Annotated in this window: 2 protein-coding genes; both read left to right on the top strand. The window is 41.8% G+C overall.

The window, feature by feature from the left end; all coding sequences use genetic code 11:
* The coding region (locus tag F6K49_RS42090; RefSeq protein ID WP_293107259.1) for a mechanosensitive ion channel domain-containing protein at nucleotides 1-1,369 on the top strand (1,369 nt) is incomplete at its 5' end.
* Between the two features lie 14 nt (nucleotides 1,370-1,383).
* Nucleotides 1,384-2,332, top strand: a 949-nt coding sequence (locus F6K49_RS42085) for a hypothetical protein (RefSeq protein WP_293107256.1), incomplete at its 3' end; no start/stop codon positions are given.

Below are 2,332 nucleotides of genomic sequence, written 5' to 3'. Positions count from 1 at the left end.
TGGCAAATTCCTGTTTTTATGTATCATCGCTATTCTGATATCCCGTACCATCAAAGCTCTGATTAAACATTGGTTACTGAGCCGTTTCAGGATGGATCGGGGTACTCGGGAAGCCCTCGCTTCTATTATCGGTTACATTCTAAGTATCTTAGGGTTTTTAATCGTTCTACAAACGTCAGGGATTAACCTAAGTTCTTTAGCAATCTTTGCTGGTGCTCTCGGTATTGGCTTTGGAATTGGACTACAAGATCTAGCTAGCAATTTTATCAGTGGTCTGACTATCCTGCTTGATCAACCGATTAAAGTGGGAGACTATATAGAAATCGATAATCTGTCAGGAACTGTGGAAAAAATATCGATTCGCTCTACAGTAATACGAACCATTCACAACGTTTGTGTTATTATTCCCAATAACAGTTTTGTCCAAAACAATGTCATTAACTGGAGCTACGAAAACCCTACAAGTCGTCTCCAAATTCCCATCAATTTTCCCGATGAATTAGATCCCCTTGTGATCACAGAGCTGCTGTTAGCGGCTGCCCGCCAAGAACCTCGAGTTTTATCTTCTCCCTCTCCCCAAGTTTGGTTCAAGGGCTATGGAGAGGAAGGGATGGATTTTGAACTTTTGGTTTGGATCGATAAACCAGCAGAGAGCCAAGGGATTAAAAGTGCTTTGTATTATCTGATTGATACTGAATTGCGATCGCGCCACATCGAACCCGGCCACCCTGAGCGAAACTTGCGTATTCACAATCCAGAAGCCTTAGTCTCCCTGTTTCGGCAATTACAAACCCCCGGGGTGACTAATGGCTCCTCCTCAACCCACAAGCAATCAGCTACAGCTAAACGCAAACCCAAGTCTAAATCCGCTAAAGCCTGGAAGCTGGCAGATCTATTGCGGCAAGTAAGTTATTTTCAAAACTGCAGCGATATCGAACTGCGACATATCATTGAAGAGGGCTATCGGAAAACTCTCCCAGCTTACGAAACCATCTGTCGGGAAAACGATCCAGGGGACTCATTTTATATTATCCTATCTGGAAAAGTGGAAGTGTTTGTAGAATCGATTGGAAAACGAGTCGCTACCCGTAAGTCTGGGGAATTTATCGGGGAGATGTCTCTGCTGATGGGTACTCCCCGTACTGCTACTCTTCGTACCCTAGAAGAGACGATGCTGTTTGTGGTGGATCGAGACAATTTACAAAGTCTATTGGCTAAGCACGAAGAATTAGCTGACCGAATTTCTGAAGAATTATCCAAACGTCAAGAGACATTGGAACGCTTAGGAATAACTGTTAGTAGCACAGAGGAAGACGAAACTCCTTTCGCGGAAATTCGCAAACGTATTCAATCAATTTTTGGTATTTAAAACCGATAGTTATCATGAATAAAATAAATCAGGATAATCAGTATCTATTACACCCATCAATTGATGATTTAGCTCAGCTTCCTAGCTCCTTTGTGGAAGCAGTCACTAGGGTGAAAACCTTTGCTCTGTTGGAAATGGAAAAAGAAACGGAGCGAAAACAGCTTTACTATCATAATTGTGACCATGTTAAGGGAGTGCAGCGTAGGGCTGATCGGATTTTCCAAGCCATCAGACCCTATTGGGAAGCCTGTCTGGACAATGATATAGCAGCAGACTATCTGAGCAGAATGAAACAGTTAATCGATCTGTGCGCCATTGCTCACGATATGGTACAAGAGTTTCTCCCTCAAATCAAACCCCATACTTCTAGACGGCGAGAAAATGGTGTGAGCGAAGCCGCTACAATTACTAAGCTTTTGGATTACATCAAAAATCAGAATGAATGGATAAGCAAGCAAACTTCTAACCATCTGACCTTGTTTACCGATTCAGATTTACAAATCATTACAGAAGCGATTAACGCTACCATTTGTTGGTATGATACTTCAGACAATACCATTTACCAACCTGACCTCTACTCTTCTGATAAAAACCTATCTCTGGTAGCTCGGATTATTGCTTTGGCTGATTTAGGCACTTTGGGCATGGAAGGAATTGAAGCATTTAACCAGGAAGGCAGTCTGCTATTTCTAGAAGAAAATCCTGATATTATTCCAAGAATTTTGAATCCCGATCTTCCCTATTATGAAACTATCGATAAACAAACGCTTTATGAAAATATTAGACAACGCCTGCTCAAAAGGACTCGCTTTCAAGTCAATTTTGCTAAGGGACGAATGGCGAGATTTGCTCGTGAACTTAAAGGGTTGACCGCCGAAGCAATTTCGGTTTTAACCCAGGATGTTTTTAAGTATTTGAATCCAGCCATAATTCAAGAAATTGAATTATTAACTCCTACCGCTA

This window comes from Moorena sp. SIO3I6, assembly GCF_010672095.1.
The sequence above is the reverse complement of the archived record's forward strand: the minus strand, read 5'-3'. Positions and strand labels throughout refer to the sequence as shown.